General features: G+C 62.3%; 2 protein-coding genes and 1 tRNA gene. 1 reads left to right on the top strand and 2 read right to left on the bottom strand.

All coding sequences use genetic code 11. The annotated features are described in order from the left end of the window. A partial coding sequence (locus E5W87_RS35250; RefSeq protein WP_292408531.1) for an SIMPL domain-containing protein occupies window positions 1-433 on the bottom strand: 433 nt, incomplete at its 3' end. A 238-nt stretch (window positions 434-671) separates the two neighbouring features. Between E5W87_RS35250 and E5W87_RS35245 the strand changes: the two genes are divergently transcribed. Beyond that, window positions 672-747 (top strand) — tRNA-Ile (locus E5W87_RS35245). 155 nt (window positions 748-902) lie between these two features. Here the strand turns inward: E5W87_RS35245 and E5W87_RS35240 are convergent. After that, window positions 903-1,795, bottom strand: an 893-nt coding sequence (locus tag E5W87_RS35240) for a Gfo/Idh/MocA family protein (RefSeq protein WP_292408526.1), incomplete at its 5' end; no start/stop codon positions are given.

The raw sequence follows: 1,795 nt of genomic DNA, 5'->3' as shown, positions 1-1,795 counted from the left end.
GGTTGACGCCGAGCGATACCGCCTTGTCGAGAATCTCGCCTGTTTTGTCGATGTCGCGGATGCGCACCGAAAGCGTGTTGGTCACCTGGTAGGCGATGAGTTCGGCTTCCTGGCTGCCGTCCGGCTTGTTGGTGTAGTTGTAGCGCGGGCTGATCTGGATGCCGGCCGTCTGCAGGTCGCGCTCCTTGATGCCAGCCGACTTCATGGCGGCGATCACGGATGCCATGGCGTCGTTGTTGGCATCGAGCGCGGCGCGCGCGGTCTTGGCCTCGCGCATGACGCTGAGCGTCAGCAGCGCCAGATCGGGGGCCGCGGTCGCTTCGCCTTCGCCGGTGACGATGATGCGGGGCGGGGGCGGCGAATCGGCCGCGCCGGCGATCGCCGGAAAAGCGATTGCGGCGGCAAGCGCCAAGGGCAAAAGATGTCTGGTCATAAAAATCTCCTCGGTCTGCGATCCAGTCGCGCTTGTCGACTACCGCATCGGCCCGAAAATCGGAATCGATTTCGGAAAGCACGATGCGTAGATTCAAAGCGTTAGAGCGTACTTTAGTGCGCCTAAGTGGACGCACGTCGCTCTAATGTCTGAATATGGGCTGATTTGGGCGATCTCGGCCAGCCAGTTCGTAAAGCCTTGTGCGGCTCGGGGAAAAACATTAATCCAGCCGGGTGTGGGGCCTGTAGCTCAATGGTTAGAGCCGGCGGCTCATAACCGCTTGGTTGGGGGTTCGAGTCCCTCCGGGCCCACCATTGCTTTAACTTATTGATTTTATTTTGGTTTATGACCATATTAATCTCGGCGTTTTGGACTCGAGCCCCTCGGATATTCGAGCAACGAACGATGTGGGAATATTTCGCTGTGGCCGGCTTGCAATGATGGTGGCCGCTGGCCAGGGCAGCACTCCCTAAGTTGGCAGCGCGAATTCACTGGCGAGGTCGATGGCGCGGCCTTGGCGGGCGGAGATTTCGGCGGCAAGACCCATGACGACGGCCCACCAGCCGTCTTGCAAAGTCACCTCCACCTTGCCCTGCCCGCGCACCGCCGCGACAAAGCGGGCGTGCTCGAAATAGGTCGAGCCGTTATGGTCGCCTGCCTCAAGCAGCTGCGGTTCGACCGGGATTTCCAGAAGCTGCGGTCTCGGCGGATTGCGCGGGCTGACGATGAGCTGGGGCACCGGGGCTGATCCGAGATGCGCCGGCCAGAATCGGCCGGGTCCGGGCACCAGGCATTCGATCTTGCCGTTGCCGCCGACGGCGCAGAGTTCCTCCTGGTAGCGGCTGCCCTCGGCGAACATGCACAGTTCCAGCATGGCGCGCGCGCCACTGACGAAGTCGACGAGTACATAGCCGTGGTCGAGAATATCCGGCGTCTCGCCGTCGAAGCGTTCGTCGAGATGGTTCACGGCCTGTCCGGCACTCGCCGTCACGCGCACGGGATCGGATTTGAGGATCAGCCGCATCAGGTCGAAGAAGTGACAGCATTTTTCGACAAAGGTGCCGCCGGTGTTGCGGTTGAAGCGATTCCAGTCGCCGACCTTGGTCAGGAAAGGGAAGCGGTGCTCGCGCAGCGTCAGCATGCGGATGCCGCCAGTGGCGTGGCTGGCCTGCTCAAGGAAGGCCGCAACGGGCGGCATGTAGCGGTATTCCATGGCCACCCAGACGAACGGCAGCCGGGCTTTCAGCGCCGCGATCCGGCCCGCGTCGGCGACATCGGTGAAGAGCGGCTTTTCCACCAGCACCGGCAGCGGCCGTCGTTCGGCGATCTCCTCCAACTGGGCAAGGTGACGGTGGTTGGGGC

The organism is Mesorhizobium sp. (assembly GCF_004962925.1).
Classification (GTDB): domain Bacteria; phylum Pseudomonadota; class Alphaproteobacteria; order Rhizobiales; family Rhizobiaceae; genus Mesorhizobium.
Note: the sequence above shows the minus strand (reverse complement) of the source record. Positions and strands in the feature narration are given on the sequence as shown.